At 56.2% G+C, this 18,880-nt stretch carries 18 protein-coding genes; 15 read left to right on the plus strand and 3 right to left on the minus strand.

Features of this window, described 5'->3' with window-relative positions; genetic code table 11:
* Nucleotides 1-124: 124 nt before the first annotated feature.
* The gene (locus AC2FHX_RS07125; protein ID WP_281972473.1) at nt 125-1,228 is read left to right on the plus strand and encodes a Gfo/Idh/MocA family protein; all 1,104 of its coding nucleotides are present in this window, start codon (nt 125-127) and stop codon (nt 1,226-1,228) included.
* A 37-nt stretch (nt 1,229-1,265) separates the two neighbouring features.
* Nucleotides 1,266-2,399, plus strand: a complete 1,134-nt coding sequence (locus tag AC2FHX_RS07130) for a Gfo/Idh/MocA family protein (RefSeq protein WP_496700771.1) — start codon at nt 1,266-1,268, stop codon at nt 2,397-2,399.
* On the opposite strand, the gene AC2FHX_RS07135 is transcribed toward AC2FHX_RS07130, so the two are convergent.
* A complete protein-coding gene (locus AC2FHX_RS07135) occupies nt 2,400-3,398 on the minus strand; it encodes a LacI family DNA-binding transcriptional regulator (RefSeq protein WP_281972472.1) in 999 nt (332 codons plus the stop codon).
* A gap of 381 nt (nt 3,399-3,779) precedes the next feature.
* On the opposite strand from AC2FHX_RS07135, the gene AC2FHX_RS07140 reads away from it, so the two are divergent.
* The 9 genes from AC2FHX_RS07140 (at nt 3,780) to AC2FHX_RS07180 (ending at nt 12,297) form a co-directional block, all read left to right on the plus strand.
* The gene (locus tag AC2FHX_RS07140) at nt 3,780-3,968 is read left to right on the plus strand and encodes a Flp family type IVb pilin (RefSeq protein ID WP_281972471.1); all 189 of its coding nucleotides are present in this window, start codon (nt 3,780-3,782) and stop codon (nt 3,966-3,968) included.
* A 163-nt stretch (nt 3,969-4,131) separates the two neighbouring features.
* Entirely contained in the window at nt 4,132-4,959 is an 828-nt protein-coding gene (gene cpaB / locus AC2FHX_RS07145) for a Flp pilus assembly protein CpaB (RefSeq protein WP_142635731.1), read from the plus strand.
* Between the two features lie 30 nt (nt 4,960-4,989).
* Nucleotides 4,990-6,474, plus strand: coding sequence for a pilus assembly protein TadG-related protein (locus tag AC2FHX_RS07150; RefSeq protein WP_142635733.1), 1,485 nt, complete (start codon nt 4,990-4,992; stop codon nt 6,472-6,474).
* Nucleotides 6,471-6,962 (plus strand): TadE/TadG family type IV pilus assembly protein, encoded by a 492-nt coding sequence (locus AC2FHX_RS07155; RefSeq protein WP_271948250.1) that lies wholly within the window; start codon nt 6,471-6,473, stop codon nt 6,960-6,962. Before AC2FHX_RS07150 ends, AC2FHX_RS07155 begins: the two co-directional genes overlap by 4 nt.
* On the plus strand, nt 6,959-7,597 hold the full coding sequence (locus AC2FHX_RS07160) for a TadE/TadG family type IV pilus assembly protein (protein WP_142635737.1): 639 nt from the start codon (nt 6,959-6,961) through the stop codon (nt 7,595-7,597). Before AC2FHX_RS07155 ends, AC2FHX_RS07160 begins: the two co-directional genes overlap by 4 nt.
* Nucleotides 7,598-7,608: 11 nt before the next feature.
* A complete protein-coding gene (locus AC2FHX_RS07165; RefSeq protein WP_142635739.1) occupies nt 7,609-8,814 on the plus strand; it encodes a CpaE/TadZ family protein in 1,206 nt (401 codons plus the stop codon).
* A 48-nt stretch (nt 8,815-8,862) separates the two neighbouring features.
* A complete protein-coding gene (locus tag AC2FHX_RS07170; protein WP_142635741.1) occupies nt 8,863-10,260 on the plus strand; it encodes a TadA family conjugal transfer-associated ATPase in 1,398 nt (465 codons plus the stop codon).
* 11 nt (nt 10,261-10,271) lie between these two features.
* Nucleotides 10,272-11,300 carry a type II secretion system F family protein gene (locus AC2FHX_RS07175; RefSeq protein WP_142635743.1) on the plus strand — a complete coding sequence of 343 codons (1,029 nt, stop codon included), beginning with the start codon at nt 10,272-10,274 and terminating at the stop codon, nt 11,298-11,300.
* Nucleotides 11,301-11,313: 13 nt separating this feature from the next.
* Nucleotides 11,314-12,297 carry a type II secretion system F family protein gene (locus AC2FHX_RS07180; RefSeq protein ID WP_142635745.1) on the plus strand — a complete coding sequence of 328 codons (984 nt, stop codon included), beginning with the start codon at nt 11,314-11,316 and terminating at the stop codon, nt 12,295-12,297.
* A gap of 13 nt (nt 12,298-12,310) precedes the next feature.
* On the opposite strand, the gene AC2FHX_RS07185 is transcribed toward AC2FHX_RS07180, so the two are convergent.
* Both AC2FHX_RS07185 and AC2FHX_RS07190 read right to left on the minus strand, forming a co-directional pair.
* Nucleotides 12,311-12,802, minus strand: coding sequence for an A24 family peptidase (locus tag AC2FHX_RS07185; RefSeq protein ID WP_496700767.1), 492 nt, complete (start codon nt 12,800-12,802; stop codon nt 12,311-12,313).
* On the minus strand, nt 12,802-13,647 hold the full coding sequence (locus AC2FHX_RS07190; RefSeq protein ID WP_246097200.1) for a helix-turn-helix transcriptional regulator: 846 nt from the start codon (nt 13,645-13,647) through the stop codon (nt 12,802-12,804). Before AC2FHX_RS07190 ends, AC2FHX_RS07185 begins: the two co-directional genes overlap by 1 nt.
* A gap of 781 nt (nt 13,648-14,428) precedes the next feature.
* Between AC2FHX_RS07190 and AC2FHX_RS07195 the strand changes: the two genes are divergently transcribed.
* The 4 genes from AC2FHX_RS07195 to AC2FHX_RS07210 all read left to right on the plus strand — a co-directional run bounded on the left by AC2FHX_RS07195 (nt 14,429) and on the right by AC2FHX_RS07210 (nt 18,877).
* Nucleotides 14,429-15,775 carry a substrate-binding protein gene (locus tag AC2FHX_RS07195; RefSeq protein ID WP_142635750.1) on the plus strand — a complete coding sequence of 449 codons (1,347 nt, stop codon included), beginning with the start codon at nt 14,429-14,431 and terminating at the stop codon, nt 15,773-15,775.
* A 96-nt stretch (nt 15,776-15,871) separates the two neighbouring features.
* The gene (locus AC2FHX_RS07200; RefSeq protein ID WP_142635752.1) at nt 15,872-16,903 is read left to right on the plus strand and encodes a branched-chain amino acid ABC transporter permease; all 1,032 of its coding nucleotides are present in this window, start codon (nt 15,872-15,874) and stop codon (nt 16,901-16,903) included.
* 3 nt (nt 16,904-16,906) lie between these two features.
* Complete coding sequence (locus AC2FHX_RS07205) at nt 16,907-18,112, plus strand: branched-chain amino acid ABC transporter permease (RefSeq protein ID WP_496696250.1); 1,206 nt, start codon at nt 16,907-16,909, stop codon at nt 18,110-18,112.
* A gap of 9 nt (nt 18,113-18,121) precedes the next feature.
* Nucleotides 18,122-18,877, plus strand: coding sequence for an ABC transporter ATP-binding protein (locus AC2FHX_RS07210; protein ID WP_496700765.1), 756 nt, complete (start codon nt 18,122-18,124; stop codon nt 18,875-18,877).
* Nucleotides 18,878-18,880: the final 3 nt, after the last annotated feature.

Genomic DNA, 18,880 nt, shown 5'->3' on the forward strand with positions numbered 1-18,880 from the left:
AAGCGGTCACGTCATTTCCTCCGGCGAAAAGGGTCGGCAAGGTGTGTTGATCCTTGCGTTGAATCGATTCACACGATACTGATTTTGCAACCGGTTGCAAATGATATGTGCGAGGCCGCGGCAGATGCCTGAAATCGGAATTGGAATTGTTGGCGGCGGCTATATGGGCAAGGCCCACTCCGTCGCGATGTCAGCGGTAGGTGCGGTGTTCGACACCGCGCTGCGCCCGCGACTTGAGGTGATCTGTGCCTCGACATCTGCAAGCGCGGAAGTCTATCGCGCCGCCTACGGGTTCCAGCGCGCCACCGATGACTGGCGCATGTTGGTCGAGGATCCAAAGGTCGAGGCCATTGTGATCGCCTCACCTCAGTCGACACACCGTCAAATCGCTGAGGCGGCGTTTGCCCTTGGTAAACCGGTGCTGTGCGAAAAACCCTTGGGGGCGTCATTGGACGACAGCCGCGCGATGGTGGCGGCAGCCGAGGCCACAGGTGCAATCAACATGGTTGGGTTCAACTATATCCGCACCCCCGCCAGCCAATATGCGCGTCAGCTTATTGCTGAAGGGGAAATCGGTCAGGTCACATGGTTCCGTGGCGAACATACCGAGGATTTCTATGCCGACCCCGAGGCCCCAGCAACCTGGCGCACTACGGGAATGGCCAACGGAACCATCGGCGATCTTGCTCCGCATATGGTGAATGGTGCGTTGGCGCTGATCGGGCCGATCACTCAGGTTATGGCCGATGTGGAGACGGTGCACCGGCATCGCCCCGGCGGCGAAGTTACCAATGATGATCACGCGCAGATGATGTGTCGTTTTGAAAACGGGGTCATGGGAAACCTTTATTTCAGCCGCGTCGCAACGGGTCGCAAGATGGGTTACGCCTATGAGATCTCGGGTACCAAAGGTGCGATCCGGTTCGATCAAGAGGATCAGAACGCCCTGTGGCTGTATCGCCGCGAAGGCCCCGAGGCCACGCGCGGGTTCACCAAGATCCTGACCGGCCCCGCGCATCCGGATTACGAGCCCTTTTGCCAGGGCCCTGGCCACGGCACAGGATATCAGGATCAGATCATTATCGAGGCCAAGGATTTCCTGCAGGCCATCCATTCTGGACAGAATACCTGGCCCACCTTCCGCGATGGGCACGAGGTGAACCGCGTTCTGGCGGCTGCATTGGCATCGTCAGACGGGCGGCAATGGACAGATATCAGCGATTTCTGAAAACTCACCACCCAATTTCCAAAGAGAGACTAAGACCATGACAAAGCTGAAATGGGGCATGATCGGTGGCGGTGAAGGCAGCCAGATTGGCCCTGCGCACCGCCTTGGCGCACAGGCCGATGGGCTGTTTGAGTTCGCTGCCGGAGCGTTGGACCACCGCCCCGACGTGGGACGTGAATATGCACGGCGTCTGGGCGTTGCAACTGATCGCGCCTATGGCGACTGGCAAGAGATGCTAGCCGGTGAAAAAGACCGTAGCGACCGCATCGATCTGGTTACCATCGCGACACCGAACTCGACCCATTTTGAAATTGCCAAGGCCTATCTCGAATCGGGTTTTAACGTTCTGTGCGAAAAGCCGATGACGATGACCGTGGAAGAAGGCGAAGAGATCGTGCGCATCGCCGAAGCATCGGGCAAGCTATGCGCCGTGAATTATTGCTATTCGGCTTATCCGATGGTGCGCCAGGCACGTGCAATGGTGAGAGTCGGGGATATCGGCAAGGTGCGTCTGGTCGTGACGAATTTCAGCCACGGCCACCACGGGGATGCCTCTGACGCCGACAATCCACGCGTGCGCTGGCGGTATGATCCGGCGATGGCCGGTGTCTCGGGGCAGTTCGCGGATTGCGGTATACACGCGCTGCATATGGCCAGCTTCATTTGCGATGATGAGGTCACGTCGCTGTCCGCCGACATGGCCTCGACCATCTCAAGCCGCGTGCTGGAGGATGATGCCATGGTCAACTTCCGGACAGAGCGTGGCACCGTCGGGCGCTTGTGGACTTCGTCCGTTGCGATCGGGCGCCAACATGGGTTCGACATTCAGGTCTTCGGTGAAACCGGCGGTCTGCGCTGGACCTCGGAACAGCCCAACCAGTTGCTCTATACACCGGTCGGCGGCCGCACACAGATCATTGAAAAGGGCGAAGGTGGCTTGTACGAGGACGCCCAGCGCCTGTCGCGGGTGGCCATCGCACATCCTGAAGGGTTTCCCTTGGCTGTGGCCAACATCTATTGCGATCTGGCCGATGCCATTCGTGGCGAAACCCGCGACGGGTTGCCAGGCGCAGCGGATGGGGTGCGGTCTATCGCAGCGGTCCATGCTGCCGTTGCGTCGGGCAATGAAGACGGAGCCTGGAAGGATGCGCGCCCCCCTATGTTCCGCTGACTAGGCGCGGGGGCGCAGCGTGCCCCTTTCGACTACGCGGCAGGGGAAAATGCGGGCCTCGGGATAACGCTCGGGGTCTTTCAGCATTTCTTCCACCAGATCCACAGACGAGGTGATGATTTGCTTGATCGGTTGGTGGATGGTTGTCAGATTTACGCTTTCCCAACGCGACATCTCCATGTCATTCAGGCCGATGATCCCGATATCCTTGCCCGGTTTAAGCCCGTGATCCGACAGGGCGGACAGCGCACCGACGGACAGAATGTCATCGCCGCAGAAATAGCTTTCGGCTGGTTGACCCTTTAGCAGATCCAGCATTTCCGCGCGCCCCGCCTCAAATGAATAGGCCCCGGCGAAAGAGTATGTGACCTCAAGACCAGGGTGCTTTTCGGCCTCTTCCATAAAGCCCTGATAGCGATCCATGGCCGAGGTCGCATCCTTTGGCCCGCCCAGATATCCAACACGCCGATAGCCCCGCGCCTGCAGCTCGCGGGCTGCCATGCGACCACATTCGACATTGTCGATCCCGACGACATGTACCTCTGGTGAGGTCGCCGAGCGCCCGAACGTATGCACAACCGGAACACCGGCATCGTGAAACGCCTTGGCGAAACTTGGCGGCAGGGTCGAAGAGGCCACGATGGCAGCGTCAACAGAATACTGGCGCAGCATCCGAACGGAATTGGCAGGCTCGGTCTCATCGGTCAGGTTCACGATCAACGGGCGCAAACCGCGTTCCTGCAAGGCGCGCGTGAATTGATCGAAGACTTCAAGGAAAATCGGGTTGTGAAAGTTGTTCGAGATCAACCCAATCAGTTTTGTCCGCCCCGTGGTCAGGGACGAGGCCAGGGCGTTTGGGCTGTAACCCAGTTCCGCCGCGGCCTTTTCCACCTTGCTTCGGGTTTTTGCCGAAACCGAGGCACCCTCGGTAAAGGTGCGCGACACGGCAGAGCGCGACACCCCGGCCAGAGCTGCGACGTCTTTTAGGGTGACGCTCATGTTTCGTACCTGCAGAAGAAAGGTGGGATGACAGACATTTTCATGTCGTGATACTAAGCCAGTTAGTCTGGTGGCTGCAATCGGTTGCAAATGATTGCTCGTTTGACGCGGGGCCCGGTTTATTGACCCCGAGCAGCTTCTCACCAATCGATTCTTTCTGACGGGAGATCAGGTAAATCTGCCGTCGCGCACCGTAAATCGGTCCGCGATTTGACACATTTCCGCCCAAAATGATCGAAAATTCGCCCTAAGCGGGAATTTCTTTTCGTTTGTGGGGAGGTTTCGGCACCGCCTCATCAGTAACGATTTAGTTAACGGGGGTGTGTTCCTCGTGTCAGTGCGGGATTTCGCACTTTGGTAAAACAGTCTGGAGTTCAAGTAATGTTGAATGGAATTCGCAAAGTATTTCTGAAGCTACGCAAAGACGAGAGTGGCGCCACCCTGGTTGAATATGGCATCGCGCTGTTTGTTGCGATTGTCGTCGGCGGGACAATTCTGACCAATTTGGCTGGCACGACCAGCAGCAACTTTAGTGATGCAAACTCGGCAGCCCAGCGGACAACGCCTTAAGCTGCGCGCCAATTTCCCAAGTGAAAAAAACCTGACTTCCCATTCGCAAGCGTGGGGCGTCAGTTTCCTACCAGGCCACCTTTGATTTGCATAAGCGGTCTGTTTGGCCATTCAGGCCCAATTAAGTAATTATCCTGAGTTTTCCCGGGAATTGGAGGATACCATGCGTATTAAATCATTTTTGATGACTTTCCTGGGAATAGGTTTGGCGGGTGGCGCAGTCATTCTGGCGCAGGATCAGATCCGAAGGAATCAGTCAGCGGGTGAACCAACCATAGTTCGTGTTGTGGCCGTGGCCGAAGATATCGCGTTCGGAACGCCGATCGAAGGGCACAAGCTGACGACCATTGATTGGCCTACTGCATCTGTGCCTGCAGGTGTTTTTACAAGCTTTGATGATGTCCTGCCTGCCGCCGGCATAGAACCTCGCCGGGCCAAGCGCGCTTTGGCGCAGGGCGAAATTCTTTTGACCTCTAAAGTTTCCGATTTTGGTGAAAAAGTGACAATCGTTCAGACGATTGGTGAGAATAACCGCGCGATGGCGATCAATGTCGACGCGCAGACAGGGGTAGGCGGATTTGTTACGCCTGGCGACTTTGTCGACATTGTTCTGACCCGCGGCACCAATGATACACTGCGTGCAGTGACGATCCTGCAGAATATCCGGGTCATCGGCGTGGACCAAACTGCGGATGAAGAGCTTGACCAACCGGGCATTGCCCGCACGGTTACGATCGAGGTCACCCCGGATGAAGGTCAGAAGTTGGCTCTGGCGCAGAAGGCCGGGCAGCTCAGCCTGTCTCTGCGGTCTCTGCAAACAGAAGAGGATAAGCCGCTGGAAGCGGTTCGCCTCAGCGACATCCTCCTTGAAAAATCACCGCTAGAAGAGGGCACGCCCAGGCCGATTGTGAAAGTTCGCCGTGGGGCAACCGACGTTCAGGAAATTCAGGTCTTTGGGAACACCAGTGCAACAACTGAGCCGGTGAACTGAGGTCAGGTTGGTCTTTCGAGGGAGGTTGATATGACTTCGCTACGCAAAATCAGGGACAAAGAAGACGGCACAATTCTGGTTTTTGTCGGCATGTTCATGGTCGTCATGATCGGAATGGCTGCACTGACTTTTGATCTGGGGCGTATCGCCTCTACCCAAACTGACATGCAAGCCTATACCGACCACGTGGCGCTTGCCGCCGCAGGAGAGCTGGATGGCAATGCTGACGCCATTACACGTGCAACAGCTGCGGCATCCGGCATGATCGACGACGAACAGTTTTTCGCTGATGGCAGCCAAAGCCTTGGAACTTCTGCGGATTTTTCGCTTCGTTTTCTGACCGGATTGCCTACTCCGGGGGCAGACCCAGACGATAACGACTCGGTTACGCCCTTTGTGACGACAGACCCGGCGCGTGCTGTCTTGGTCGAGGTGACCGCGACACCACGGACTGTTTTCCTGCCTTTTGGCCGATCGCTGGCCAGCTTGCTGGGCGTCGCCAGCCCGTCCGGAGAGGTGAATTCAGTCTCGATCGCTGGGTATTCAGCATATGCCTGTGACGTAACGCCGTTGATGTTCTGCATCCCGTCGGGCTGGACCTCCAGCGCCAATATCGGCGCTTCCATCAAATTGCGTACTGGCGGCAACAACTCGGCCTGGGGGCCGGGGAATTTCGGATTTCTGGATCCAACGGATATCGGGATCAATCCAAACGGGCCATGCGCCGGTCTGACTGGTTCAAAGCTGTATATCTGCCTCATTGCTGCGAATGGGAACCTGACCAAATGCGTGTCTCAGCGCGGTGTCGACACCGAACCCGGTCAGCGGAACGGGATTGGCAGCGCGATCTACAATTCGCGGTTCGATATGTTCCAGGCGACCATGAACCAACTGAAGAACGATCCAGACTATGCACCGGGCCCAAATGTGATCTCGGGCTGGGACCATACTGGTGGGGGATGTTTGAACAACAATCCGACCCTGTCGACCAATACTATTCCAATGCCGCCGGATGATTGCTTTGACCCGGTGAGTGGTCTTTGCAATGGCAGCCGTTTTGGCGATGGCAACTGGACGTCAGGGCAAGCAGCTTACAACCTTATGAATTATGGCGTTGGACCGGACGGTACGCTGACACCGCATGCGCAGGGTGCACCGACAGGAAACACCCGGTATCAGGTATATCTGGACGAGGTCAGCCGGGCCGGGTCAGGCGATATCGTCACCGGACGGGACGAGACCGGCCGCGCCCAATGTTCAAGCCAGCCCAGCACCGACCCCGACCGCCGGACATTTATCGCCGCAGCGATTGACTGCACCGCGAACCCGGTTTCCGGGCGGGCCACCGATGTGCCGGTGAAGGAGTTCGTAAAAGTCTTTCTGTTTCAGCCGCTTGAAGAATCCACAGGCTCGGATTTCGACATCTTCGTCGAGGTGGTCAAACAGGTTGGCGGCGGAGTTGGCGGCAGTGCCGTTGATGGCATTTTCCGCGATGTTGTGAGGCTGTACCGATGAAGCCGCTGGGTCGCTTCCTCTCACGCTTTCAGCGCTGCGAGTCTGGCGCGCCGATGGTCGAGTTCGCCATGGTTCTGCCGGTTATCTTGCTGTTCTTTGTTGTGATCATCGAGGGCAGCCGGATCACCTGGATACATCAGGCGACATCTGCCGGCGTACGGGATGCGTCGCGCATGATCGCTCGCATCGCACCGCTGGATCTATGCAGCGCGGGCGGCGTCGCAAGCTATGATGCAATGGCCACAGATATTGTCGCCAACCGACTGGGCGGTGGGGCGCATTTGCCGGTCGGAACAACGCTGGTGGATGTAACCCCGACCTGCATATCGCGGTCTGGCAGCTATCGTATTGACCCGACCTCAGTGGTCGAAGTGACCGCGAAAATCCAGATTGATTTTATCCTGGGCAATGTTCTGGGCCTGTTCGGCGGGGCTGTTAGCACGCTTGACACGGTGATTTCGGATCAGAGCCGGGTGTTCGGCGTATGACCCGGGTGTCGCATATCCTGCGGACCTTCCGGCGTCAGGAGCGTGGCGCCGCCCTGGTCGAATTGGGGATGGTCATTCCACTGTTCCTGTTGCTGATGTTCGGCATTGTGGATTATGGCCGGTTGTTCTGGTCGACTACCATGGCGCAGAAGGCGATGCAAAAAGCATCCCGGCTGGCAACTCTTGGGCCTCCGCTTTGCGGCGCGTTGCCGACCGAGCACACGCTGGCAAGCGGCGCTCCTACAAGTACGAAATTTGGGGTGCTCTGCCGCAGTGGCAATGTCTGTGCCGTGCCTGCCCTGCCTGCGCCTTGCCCGTTGAATACCGCGACGGATTACGGCGCACGTGTCTGGAATGATATCCGCATGTTGCTGCCACCGGGAACGACTGCCGCCAACGTACAGATCGGATATTCGCATGACGCGCGCCTTGGATTTTTGGGGGGGCCATATACGCCGGTCGTTACCGCCGAACTTGTTAACGTAAACTTTAACTTCATGATGCCAATCGCCGGTCTGGCCGCTCTTGCGTCGAACGGCACAACACCTGCGTCAAATACCCCCAACAGTATTTCTCTTCCCGCGATGAGCACATCGGTTCCCGCCGAAGATCTGGCGGCCGGGGCGAGTGAGTAAGGAGAAACATAATGAGTGCCAAGCAGATTTCAGTATTGTTGATTTCACCGGACGAGCAGATTTACTCGGCCATCGAAGGCTCGTTGCGGGGGCAGGCGAACTGCCGGTTCACCGGTCGTCAGGACACCGTTGCGGGGGTAAACGGCTCTGCGATCTCGCTGACTGCAGAGCATGATGTTGTTCTGTTCGATGTGGATGAGAATTCCGGGGACCTACTGCAAACCGCACGGAAAATCTGTGATGCCCGTATGCCAAATGCGATCATCATTGCGTTGGCCCACGAGGATCTGCCCTTGGAAAAGGCGCGCCAGCTGAAAAAGCTTGGTGTCGACGACGTTCTTCCGAGAAAGTGGATCGACGAGGAAATTGTGCCGCAGGTGGACGCAATCCGGGCCCGCCGTCAGGCGCAGTTGCCGGCCGTGTGGGGCGGTCAGGCAACCCTGGGCAAAGTGATCGCCGTGGCCAAATCCCGTGGTGGGGTTGGATCGTCTATCGTCGCTGCCAATCTGGCCAACGAGCTACAGGCCAAGGAAGGGTTCTTCAAGAAGAAAGCCGCCAACGAAGTCGCGGTTGTCGATTTGGATTTTCAGTTCGGATCTATTGCCGCCCTGATGGATGTTGAGGAAAGTGACGCCATGTGGCGGATGGCGATGGATGAGAGCATTCCCGATGGCGCCTTTCTGGAACAGGCCATGACCAAGTCCCCCTGTGGGGTTGATGTTCTGGCTGCACCGTCGCGCTTTGGTCCTCTCAGTGCCATTAATGAAGAACAGATCTCGGCCATTTTGGACAGCCTTAAGCGCAGCCATGATTATGTGATTATTGATCTGCCGCGAGCTCTGGTCGAGTGGATCACGCCGGTGTTGTCGCAAGCCGACCGGCTGCTTTTGGTAACGGATGTCGCAGTGCCTTCGATCCGGTCAGCGCGGAAATTGATGGATTTCTATCACGCCGAAAACCCGGCCTTGGAAATCCAGCTGGTTGCGAGCCTGGAAAAGAAACCCCTGATCCCGGCCGCGCACCACCGCGCAGCGGCAAAGCTGTTGGAACAGGATTTCGCCCACTGGATCCCCAAGGATGAGCGAACCGTTCGTGAATGCGTGGATCGGGGCGTACCTCTGCAAGAGGTCTCAAACCGGGCGCCTCTGACACGGGCCATCCGCCGCATCGCGCAGGAAACCACAGTTTCTCTGCCGCCACGCGTGGGCAAACAGTAAATCGAAGTCCGAAGATGTGAAGATCAGTTAAGTAAAAGGTAAAGCAGAATGTTTCGTGAATTTGACAGAACGGGTCGCACAACATCCCAATCCCCAAAAGTTGTGCCGTTGGACACGAAACAGCCGAACGGAAATGTTGCTGATATCGAGGTCAAGAACGCCGAACGCCGTGCCATGGAGCGCGAGCGCGAGATGGACCGTATCGACCTCAAGGCCCGGATGCACAACTCGTTGCTTGATAAGCTGAATCTGGCTGTGATCGACAAGGTCGAAGAAGACACATTGCGGGGCGAAATCGGCAAACACGCAACTGATCTGTTGCGGTCCGAGGGCCGGGCCATGCGGTCTGAGGAAATCAAGCTTTTGGTCGAAGAACTGATGCACGAGGTGCTTGGGCTTGGGCCACTGGAGCCTTTGCTGGCCGACCCTTCGATCAACGATATTCTGGTGAACGGTCACAAGCAGATTTTCGTCGAACGTTCAGGTATTCTGGAAAAAACCTCGGCGCGTTTTCGGGATGAACGTCATTTGCTTCGGATCATCGACAAGATTGTCAGTCGTGTCGGCCGTCGTATTGATGAACGCCAACCCTGGGTGGATGCGCGGCTTGAGGATGGCAGCCGTGTAAACGCGATCATTCGGCCCTGCGCGCTGGACGGGCCGGCCTTGTCGATCCGTAAATTCGCGCGCGTACCGCTGACGATGGAGCGGTTGGTTAAGAACGATGCATTGAATGACAGTGCTGCGGCGTTGTTGCGCGGTCTGGTCGAGGCAAAGATGAATGTCCTGATTTCCGGAGGAACCGGATCAGGTAAAACGACAATGCTGAATGCCCTGTCTTCCTATATCGGCGGCAACGAACGGGTCGTGACCATCGAAGACGCTGCTGAACTGCAACTGCAGCAGGAACATGTTCTCCGCATGGAGACCCGCCCAGCCGGTTTGGACGGGACCGGCGCTGTGGCCCAGCGTGATCTTGTCCGCAACGCGCTGCGGATGCGCCCTGACCGTATTGTGGTCGGCGAGGTGCGCGGATCAGAGGCCTTCGACATGCTGCAGGCGATGAATACCGGCCATGACGGTTCGATGACGACCGTTCATGCCAACAGTCCACGCGATGCGCTGTCTCGGGTCGAACAGATGGTACAGATGGGCGGGATGGAGCTGCCGCATTCGGCGATCCGGGCCACCATCGCTTCGGCCATCCACTTTGTGCTTCAGTTGAACCGACTGTCAGACGGGACGCGCCGGGTTACTTCGATCTCGGAAGTGACTGGAATGGAAGGCGACATCATCACCATGCAGGACATCTTTGTTTTCAAGCGCGAAGGCAAGGATGAAGACGGCAAGGTTCTGGGCCGGTTCATGCCCACGGGAATTCGGCCAAAATCCAGTGATGCACTGGCGGCTGCCGGGGTCGACCTGTCCACCGTCAAGTTCAACTAAGGAGGTCCGGGATGTTCGAGAAAATCAGGTCATATCTGGCCAATCTGAACATCAACAACCTGATCGGCCCGGAAATGGAAGTTGCCGGGTTCGATGTCAGGTTTGTTCTGGCGCTTGCGGTTTTCCTGGGTGCGCTGATTGCTTTTGAAGGGCTGCGTCAGTTTATGCGGCGTGGCGAAAACCGCGAAGAGGCGATCAACCGCCGAATTCAGATGCTGTCCGAGGGGAAGTCGGGTGAGGATGTCCTCAGCCTGTTGAAACCGCAGGAAGCCAAGCCACTGTTGCGGAGTTTCCCGCTGGTGGGGGATTTGCCTCTGGCGTTGAAGGTTTCGGGCCTGAACATGGTTCCCGAAATGTTTCTGGCCGGTTGTGGCGCAGCCTTTCTGATCTCGGCCATTGGTGGGTCTATGGTGGCTGATCCATTGAAAGTGGTCCCCACCTGCGCCCTTGTTTTCTTGATTGCGCCACTGGTTGCGTTGGGGGTGACGTTGCGCAAGCGCAAGGCGGCGTTGATCAAGCAGTTGCCCGATGCGCTGGACCTGATGTCCCGTGGATTGAAGGTGGGGCACCCACTGAACACAACCTTACAAAGTGTCGCCGAAGAAATGCCTGACCCAATTGGAACTGAGTTTGGGCTGGTCGTTGATCAGGTCTCTTATGGCGAAGAACTGACGACTGCGATCAAAAGCATGGCTGACCGCATCGATGAAGAAGATATCCAGTATCTAGCTGTTGCGCTGATGATGCAGCACGGCACAGGTGGTGACCTGGCCGGCATCTTGCGCACGCTGGCCCGCGTGATCCGAGCGCGAATGTCATTGCGTCGCAAGGTCAAGGCCATCTCGGCCGAAGGCCGCATGACGGCTTATATCCTGTCATCCATTCCCGTTGGCATTGCCGTGTTCATGACCATCATGACGCCGACATATTATGGCGATGTCGCGGACTCTCCGGCCTTTGTGCCAGTCATGAGCGTTATCGCAGTGACCATCGTCCTGAACGCGATTGTGATGTTCAAGCTTGTGAATTTCCGGATTTGAAGAGGCGTATTCGATGGAGTATTTGAGTTCGATTTTTGATAGCGAATTATCAACGCAGATCCTGGTTCTGGGTTGTGTGCTGATAGGTGCGGTCGTAGCGTTTCTTGGTATCTCGTCCTCGCTTAGCGAACGGTCCACAGCCGCAGAGCGCATGGTGTCAAGCCGACCACGTCAGGCTTTGTCACGGGCAGTTCCTGAAAAAGTCGAGGGCGAAGCGCCGACAGGGTTGAGTGCGGCCCTGATACCCAGCGATGCCAGTGTACGTTTCGAAGTTGGGCAGGTGTTGGCGCGTTCCGGATTTCGCAGCAAAAACGCAATCGTGAATTTCTATCTTATCCGTTTGGGGCTGGCGACGTTCCTGCCGCTGGCCTTCCTCTTCCTGATGTCCTGGCAACCGGCAAACAACTTGGGTGCGCGGATCGCGGAATATACGTCCAGCCTGAACGCGTTCGAGATTATCCGGAATGTCGGCGTATTGTGCGGGATCGGGTATCTCATACCGCAGTTATGGATGGGCGCCCGGATCAAAGAGCGCAAGCGCCTGATGGAAAATGCGTTTCCGAACATGCTGGATCTACTTCAGATCGGTATCGAGGCTGGCCTCGGTTTTGATCAGGCCTTGCTGAAAGTGGCGGTTGAAATGCAGCTTGTCGCGCCGGAAATGTCCGAAGAGATGCTGATTGCGCTTTCCGAGATTCAGGCAGGGCGCGACCGAGATACCGCGCTGATGCGTATGGCGCGTCGAACAGGTATCGAGGAAATGAGCTCATTCGTAAGCGTTGTGCTGCAATCGACCCGGTTTGGCGTTCCCCTGGCTGCGGCTTTGAACACCTATGCCGAAGAAATGCGTGAACTGCGCGAGGTGCGGGCACAGGAAAAGGCCAACAAGTTGCCTGTCCAAATGTCGGCGGTTATGGCCAGTTTTATGCTGCCTGCAATCGCTGGGCTGATCCTGGCCCCGATCGTGATCCGTTATATGGATGCGTTTGGCCCCTAAGACGCTGACATGGTCAGAACCAAAGCGCAGTAGCCGACCAGATTGCAAGGATCACCCCGGATGATCCGATAGCGATTCCAAGAGGAAATTCGCGCGACTGGGCGGTCGACTTAATATGCGGGGAAGTTTGTCGGGCGAAGCGCCGAAACAGCGACATTCCGATCAGCCCCGCTGCCATGCAGCCTGCCAGTATTAGCAGATAGGTCGATACGACCGGGACCGGAATTGCGGCAAATACGATTGGCAATATCTTGGCGTCGCCGCCGCCAAGCCAACCCGCAGCAAACAGACCGAAACAAATCGCAAAACACGCTGCGGCCACAAGAAGGCGCAGCAGCAGTTGGTTCCAATCCGGAAACGGCGCGGTCACAAGCACGACTGCACCGCCCAGCAGGCAGTACAGGTTAGGGATGCGCATTTGGGTGAAATCCGTCCAGGCGATCATTACGAACAGCGGTGTGAATACCCACAATGTCAGCCAGGACTGCCAGTCCAGTTCAGGCATCAAGCACGTGCCTGGCCAGGTTTCCCAAAAAGGGCCTCGCGCTCTTCTACCGATACCAAGCGCCGGGCCAGCATGTGGAAGGTGTCCAGCGCCGTTTTTGAATAGATATGCTTGAGATGCGTGCGAACTGTCGCTGGTCCGATCTCAAGTTCGGCACCAATGGACTGGGGCGACAGCCCGCGTGAAACAAGAACGCAAACACGCCATTCGGCACGGGTCAGGCCCGTTGGGTTCTCGGTGCTGAGAATAGGTGCTTCACTGTATGATTTCCTGAGTGCGGTGACTGATTGCCGAGACAGTGATTCAGTGATCAGTCCGGCTCGGCGGGCCTGATAGGTCTCGGATAGTTGCGGAGCCACCTGTTCAATGGCTTCGCGGTAACCGGGTTCGGAACTCTGCCCAAAATGAAGTTCCAGAAAGTCGATTTCGCCGCCGTTATGGTCCAGGCATATGAACAGAATGTCATCCAGCTTGCGGTGCGACATCCAATCCAACAAAACTGCGGAGATATCACTGGGGTCTGCCCCGTCATCTCGCAGACTAAACACCGAGGCGCGTTTTGGTTTGTTCCGAAACGGGCCGAGGGCGTCGTTGGCGAAAGAATGAAACAATGGTCTTTGGAATTTTGGATCCCGTGTGTCAGCCCGTGCGGCAACACGATGGGCCCCCTTGTTCAGCCACACACGGCTGATGACAGCACAATCGGCGCCAAATGCTTTGACGATACCTTCAAGCGCGGCATCAAGAACGACGCCTGCCTGGCTCCAATGAATGAAATTAATGATGGCTCTGGCATGAAGCGCGTTTGGTAACCACGCAGCGCTCTGAGCATTCCCCCGGACCATAGATAACAACCTGTACTCGAACAAACATAAACGCGCATTTGCAATATAAGAGTGCGCAACCTCCTACCGATTCTTTACATTCCTATAGTTCTATATAATCGTCTAAAACTCATCTAAAAAATCATTAACCTAATTATGTACGATCAATTCGTCGCGTTTCAGTAAACAAACTGCACAAAATCCGCGGACTATTTCTTTGACCTATTCGCGGAATACGGGGCGAAGCGTAGTGGTTTATGCCTTTTTTGTAAGGTTATTGCGCTTGTTTGGTCGTCGGTTGGTCGGGCGGTTACCTGTATTCACCGATGCAGCCGTGGAGGGATTAACCGTTTTTCAATTTGTCACAATTCTTGATTTGCACGATGCTTCGGGTTTGAGAATCCAGGTTCAAACGGCTTGATCTGCAGGGGAAGTCAGCTCGTCCCGGTGACCATCTGAGCTGTATCATGCGGCCCGGGCTCTCCTTTAGATTTAGCAACAACTTCTTGTAGATTTAGCAACAACTTCTTGCTTGCCGAGCAGAGCGGCACTGCCTGCATGGTGATCACCGGCATGTTTTCAAATAATACCTTTTAATTTCAATTCTTAAGAAGCATAAGATGTTTGTAAATTTACAAAAATCCGCACCTAGGTGTTCATTTGTTTACATAACATAGCTGCTTTTTGAATAGGTTATTGAGAAATTTTCAGAACCCCCGCCATACTCGCGGTGCGTAAACCTGCGCAATCGTTTGCTGGAAGAGGAGCCAACAGACGTAAAACAGGGAACTGGGAGGAATGAATGACTAATAAATCTGTCACACGCCGCGGCGTGCTGAAGTCTGGTGCTGTTGCCGGTACCGGTCTGGCCCTACCTACGATTTTTACCGCATCGTCGGCTGCTGCATATACTAACGAACCTTCTGGGTCGTCTGTCACATTGGGTTTCAATGTTCCGCAGACCGGGCCTTATGCAGAAGAGGGTAATGATGAACTGCTGGCACAGCAGCTTGCAGTCGAGCATCTGAACGGTGAGGGAGATGGCGGTTGCCTGAACACCTTTACGTCCAAGGCCCTGAAAGGGAACGGGATTCTTGGTAAAAAGGTCGGGTTCGTAACCGGCGACACCCAGACCAAATCGGACGCCGCACGCGCATCGGCCAAGTCGATGATCGAAAAAGACGGTGCGATCATGATCAACGGCGGCTCGTCCTCGGGCGTGGCTGTCGCAGTTCAGGGTCTGTGTCAGGAAGCGGGCGTGATCTTCATGGCTGGCCTGACCCATGCCAACGACACGACCGGTAAGGACAAGAAGGCGAACGGTTTCCGCCATTTCTTCAATGCTTACATGTCGGGCGCTGCTCTGGCGCCGGTTCTTGCTGCCGAAATGGGCAGTGAACGCCGGGCCTATCATCTGACCGCTGACTACAACTGGGGCTGGACTCAGGAAGAGTCGATTGTGGCCTCGACCGAAGCCCTGGGATGGGAAACGGTCAACACGGTCAAAACACCGCTCGCGTCGACGGACTTCTCGTCCTATATCGCGCCGGTTCTGAACTCGGGCGCGGATGTGCTGGTTCTGAACCACTATGGCGGTAACATGGTGAACTCGCTGACCAATGCGATTCAGTTCGGTCTACTCGACAAGGTGGCCAACGGCAAAGACTTTAAGATTGTCGTGCCGCTGTATTCCGAATTGATGGCTGCTGGTGCTGGCGAGAACATCAAGGGCGTGCTGGGTTCGATGAACTGGAACTGGCAGCTGCAAGACGAAGGCACCAAGGCCTTTGTGAAATCCTTTGGTGAGAAATACGGCAAGCCGCCGTCCAATTCGGCTCAGACCTGCTATGCACAGGTTCTGCTCTATGCAGATGCGTGCGAACGGGCGGGTACCTTCAACCCCTGTGGTGTCGCCGAAGCGCTGGAAGACTTTGAGTTCGACGGTCTGGGCAACGGACCGACATGGTATCGTGGCGCGGATCATCAGTGCTTCAAGGATGTGCTGGTGGTGCGGGGCAACGAGAACCCGACCAACGCCTATGACACGCTGGAGATCGTCGAGATCACCCCACGCGCGCAGGTCGAATACGATCCCGAGCACCCGATGTTTGCCGGTGGCGAACTGGGTAAATGCAATCCGGGCGCGTAACACAAGCGCGAGAATTTTCGAAGAAAATTCTCTGACCTAGAAAACGGGCTCTCCCGCCTATGGGGGAGTCCACTGGACAGGCCAAAGGTGGGGACTATGGACGCCATTCTTCTGCAAATTCTGAACGGGTTGGACAAGGGGTCGGCTTATGCGCTGATCGCGCTTGGCCTGACGCTGATTTTCGGAACGCTTGGAGTTGTGAACTTTGCCCATGGGGCGCTGTTCATGATTGGCGCGTTCTGCGCGGTGTCTTTGCAAAAACTCTTTAACTTGAGCTACGTGACCCTTGATGAAAGTCAGAAAGATTTTCTGGGCAACCCGCTGAAGGTTGAAACCCCGTATATTGAGGCCTGGTTCGGCCCCGAGATTGGCGCGTCAATCATAGATTGGTCCGTTCCTCTGGCTGTCCTGTTCGCGATCCCGATCATGTTGTTTGTCGGCTATGTGATGGAGCGCGGGCTGATCAAACATTTTTACAAGCGCCCTCATGCGGATCAGATCCTTGTGACTTTTGGCCTGGCGATCGTGCTGCAGGAGATCATCAAATATTTCTTCGGTGCCAATCCGATCCAGACCCCGCCCCCCGATATGCTGAGTGGGTCTGTTGATCTTGGCATCATGGTTGGATTCGATCCCAACGCCATCATCTATCCGATCTGGCGGCTGGTCTATTTCGGGTTTGCCGTTGGCATTATCGGAGCGGTGTTCTCGTTCCTGCAATTCACAACCTTTGGCATGGTCGTGCGGGCTGGCATGGCAGATCGTGAAACGGTGGGCCTGCTGGGGATAAATATCGACAGGCGGTTTACCATCATGTTCGGGATTGCGGCCGCGGTCGCGGGTCTTGCCGGGGTGATGTACGGGCCGCTCAACCCCCCGAATTATCACATGGGCATGGACTTTCTGGTTCTCAGCTTTGTGGTTGTGGTTGTGGGGGGGATGGGCTCATTGCCGGGCGCGGTTCTGGCCGGGTTCCTGCTGGGCGTGCTCGAAAGCTTTGCGTCGACCACCTGGGCCACGACCACGATCCCCGGCATCAACCAGATCATCATCTACCTTGTCGCCATCATCGTGCTTTTGACCCGTCCACGCGGGTTGATGGGGCGCAAAGGCGTGATGGAGGAATAAGCCATGTTGGGACTGAACAAGAGAGATACCAGCCTGCTGATCATCGTCGCCATACTGACCCTGTTGGCGCCCTTTATCCTGAACCCGTTCCCCGAAGGCAGCGCCATGGCGCAGTTCAACGCGGGCTATCCCGATTTGATGCAGCGGTTCGTGATCTTTGGGATCTTTGCGATCGGCTTCAACATTCTGTTTGGATTGACCGGATACCTGTCCTTTGGCCATGCGGCCTTTCTTGGGGTGGGGTCGTATTCCGCTGTTTGGATGTTCAAACTGCTCAGCTATAACGTCATTCCGGCCATCGCACTCAGCGTTCTGGTTGCTGGATTGTTTTCGCTGCTGATCGGATTTGTCAGCCTGCGTCGGTCGGGCATCTATTTCTCGATCCTGACGCTGGCTTTTGCACAGATGAGCTTTGCGCTGGCCTATTCGGTGCTTTCGAACCCAAAATTCAACCTGACAAATGGTGAGACCGGCTTGCAGGTCTATGCGGACGATCCGCAGATCCTGCAATCGGCCAGCGCGCCAAACCTACCGCATCTGTTCGGCATTCCCATGCGCGCGACCTATACGTTGGATGTGGGTGCCTGGAGCTTTGACTTTAACGCGGGCTATTACCTGTGTGCGGTGATCATGATGGCGGTGTTCTATCTCTCTATCCGCATCTTCCGCTCGCCCTTTGGCATGATGCTGCGGGCGGTGAAATCCAACCAGCAGCGGATGAATTATACCGGTCTAAATTCGAAACCCTACACTCTGGCAGCCTTTGTGATTTCTGGCATGTATGCCGGCCTGGCGGGGGGGCTGATGGCCGCAATGGACCCGCTGGCCGGGGCCGAACGGATGCAGTGGACTGCCTCGGGCGAGGTGGTACTGATGACAATTCTGGGCGGTACAGGGACCCTGATCGGGCCGGTACTGGGAGCAGGCTTTATCAAGTATTTCGAAAACATCTTCTCGAAGATCAACGACAATGTTCTGCACAGTTGGTTCGCTTTCCTGCCCGATGGGCTTGAGGACGCGGTTGTGTTCTTGATCCATCCGTTCATCGGCAAGGGTTGGCATCTGACGCTGGGTATCCTGTTCATGCTGGTGGTGATCTATCTGCCGGGTGGGCTGGTTGAAGGTGGTCAGCGGCTGATGGGTTGGTTCAAGCGTAAGAAACCGGGCGCCGATGATGCCCCGAAGGGCAAAACCGAGCCAGCGGAATAAGGGGGCACCATGGCAATTCTACGAGTCAAAGACGTCAGCAAACGCTTCGGTGGCCTCAAGGCGCTGTCGGATGTGAACCTCAACGTCGAAGAAAACTCGGTCCACGCGATCATCGGCCCGAACGGTGCGGGCAAGTCAACCTTGCTGAACTGTTTGGTGGGAAAGCTGATGCCGGATACCGGTTCTGTTTTGTTCGACAACAATTCTGTTCTGGGGTTGGAACCCTATCAGATCAACCAGATGGGTATCAGCCGTGTGTTCCAGACGCCCGAGATTTTCGGCGATTTGACTGTGATGGAGAACATGTTGATCCCGATCTTTGCGATGCGGGACGGCGCATTTCGGATGCACGCCTATGAAACCATCTCCAGTGAAAGGGCGATTGTCGAGCAGGCCGAGGCGATGCTGTTAGAGATGAACATGGCTGACAAACGCGAGATGCACGCGGCATCGCTGTCACGCGGGGACAAGCGACGACTTGAGATCGGCATGTGCCTCAGCCAGAACCCGCGCTTGCTTTTGCTGGACGAACCCACCGCCGGGATGGCCCGGGCAGATACCAACAACACGATCGACCTGCTCAAACAGATCAAGGACGAGCGTGACATTACCATCGCCATCATTGAACATGACATGCATGTGGTGTTCAGCCTGGCCGAGCGCATCACCGTTCTGGCGCAGGGAACACCTCTGGTCGAAGATACGCCAGAAAACATCCGCGGGCATCCCAAGGTTCGCGAAGCTTATCTGGGTGAGGCCGCGTAAGGA

Source organism: Ruegeria sp. CDSC042 (genome assembly GCF_059610745.1).

What these genes read in the sequence shown, in the direction of transcription:
- AC2FHX_RS07180 (WP_142635745.1), top strand. Translation starts at nt 11,314, where the DNA reads ATGGAGTATTTGAGTTCGATTTTTGATAGCGAATTATCAACGCAGATC.
- AC2FHX_RS07150 (WP_142635733.1), top strand. Translation starts at nt 4,990, where the DNA reads ATGACTTCGCTACGCAAAATCAGGGACAAAGAAGACGGCACAATTCTG.
- AC2FHX_RS07170 (WP_142635741.1), top strand. Translation starts at nt 8,863, where the DNA reads ATGTTTCGTGAATTTGACAGAACGGGTCGCACAACATCCCAATCCCCA.
- AC2FHX_RS07135 (WP_281972472.1), bottom strand. Translation starts at nt 3,398, where the DNA reads ATGAGCGTCACCCTAAAAGACGTCGCAGCTCTGGCCGGGGTGTCGCGC.
- AC2FHX_RS07165 (WP_142635739.1), top strand. Translation starts at nt 7,609, where the DNA reads ATGAGTGCCAAGCAGATTTCAGTATTGTTGATTTCACCGGACGAGCAG.
- AC2FHX_RS07130 (WP_496700771.1), top strand. Translation starts at nt 1,266, where the DNA reads ATGACAAAGCTGAAATGGGGCATGATCGGTGGCGGTGAAGGCAGCCAG.
- AC2FHX_RS07190 (WP_246097200.1), bottom strand. Translation starts at nt 13,647, where the DNA reads ATGGTCCGGGGGAATGCTCAGAGCGCTGCGTGGTTACCAAACGCGCTT.
- cpaB (WP_142635731.1), top strand. Translation starts at nt 4,132, where the DNA reads ATGCGTATTAAATCATTTTTGATGACTTTCCTGGGAATAGGTTTGGCG.
- AC2FHX_RS07140 (WP_281972471.1), top strand. Translation starts at nt 3,780, where the DNA reads ATGTTGAATGGAATTCGCAAAGTATTTCTGAAGCTACGCAAAGACGAG.
- AC2FHX_RS07175 (WP_142635743.1), top strand. Translation starts at nt 10,272, where the DNA reads ATGTTCGAGAAAATCAGGTCATATCTGGCCAATCTGAACATCAACAAC.
- AC2FHX_RS07205 (WP_496696250.1), top strand. Translation starts at nt 16,907, where the DNA reads ATGTTGGGACTGAACAAGAGAGATACCAGCCTGCTGATCATCGTCGCC.
- AC2FHX_RS07210 (WP_496700765.1), top strand. Translation starts at nt 18,122, where the DNA reads ATGGCAATTCTACGAGTCAAAGACGTCAGCAAACGCTTCGGTGGCCTC.
- AC2FHX_RS07160 (WP_142635737.1), top strand. Translation starts at nt 6,959, where the DNA reads ATGACCCGGGTGTCGCATATCCTGCGGACCTTCCGGCGTCAGGAGCGT.
- AC2FHX_RS07200 (WP_142635752.1), top strand. Translation starts at nt 15,872, where the DNA reads ATGGACGCCATTCTTCTGCAAATTCTGAACGGGTTGGACAAGGGGTCG.
- AC2FHX_RS07125 (WP_281972473.1), top strand. Translation starts at nt 125, where the DNA reads ATGCCTGAAATCGGAATTGGAATTGTTGGCGGCGGCTATATGGGCAAG.
- AC2FHX_RS07155 (WP_271948250.1), top strand. Translation starts at nt 6,471, where the DNA reads ATGAAGCCGCTGGGTCGCTTCCTCTCACGCTTTCAGCGCTGCGAGTCT.
- AC2FHX_RS07185 (WP_496700767.1), bottom strand. Translation starts at nt 12,802, where the DNA reads ATGCCTGAACTGGACTGGCAGTCCTGGCTGACATTGTGGGTATTCACA.
- AC2FHX_RS07195 (WP_142635750.1), top strand. Translation starts at nt 14,429, where the DNA reads ATGACTAATAAATCTGTCACACGCCGCGGCGTGCTGAAGTCTGGTGCT.